General features: G+C 31.1%; 1 protein-coding gene and 1 pseudogene. Both read left to right on the forward strand.

The annotated features are described in order from the left end of the window. A pseudogene (locus tag K8344_RS13990) lies at positions 1-216 on the forward strand (GIY-YIG nuclease family protein); the annotation flags it as partial. Between the two features lie 118 nt (positions 217-334). Continuing rightward, a partial coding sequence (locus tag K8344_RS13995) for a GIY-YIG nuclease family protein (RefSeq protein WP_237609296.1) occupies positions 335-541 on the forward strand: 207 nt, incomplete at its 3' end.

Consider the following 541-nt stretch of genomic DNA (forward strand, 5'->3'; position numbering starts at 1 on the left):
TTAATATTTCATCAAGAGTTCAATGATATAGAACAGGCTATATATTTCGAGAAAAAAATAAAAAAATGGAGTGCACAGAAAAAAAGAGCCTTGGCGTATGACGATTTCGATATGCTTCAGATATTGTCAGAATGTAGAAATATGACACATTCAAAATATAAACCAACTGCTGAGGAAATTTCTAGTACACTTAACCAAATAAATAATTTAAATTAGAAATCAATATGTCCCCTCGAGCGCAGTCGAGAGGTCGATTTTAAGTAAGATTCGTCTTAACAAGTAGGTCTCGACTGCGCTCGACCTGACACAGAAATGAAAATAAAACCTGTTCTAAATGAAATCATATTACATCTACATATTAGAATGTTCCGATGGTTTACTTTATACAGGACTTACGAATAACATTTCAAGGAGATTTGATGAACATCAACTTGGTAAAAATAAACCTTGTTTCACATACAAACGAAGACCTTTAAAATTAATATTTCATCAAGAGTTCAATGATATAGAACAGGCTATATATTTCGAGAAAAAAATAAAA

The sequence above is a fragment of the Aequorivita xiaoshiensis genome (genome assembly GCF_022008395.1).
GTDB classification, from domain to species: Bacteria; Bacteroidota; Bacteroidia; order Flavobacteriales; family Flavobacteriaceae; genus Aequorivita; species Aequorivita xiaoshiensis.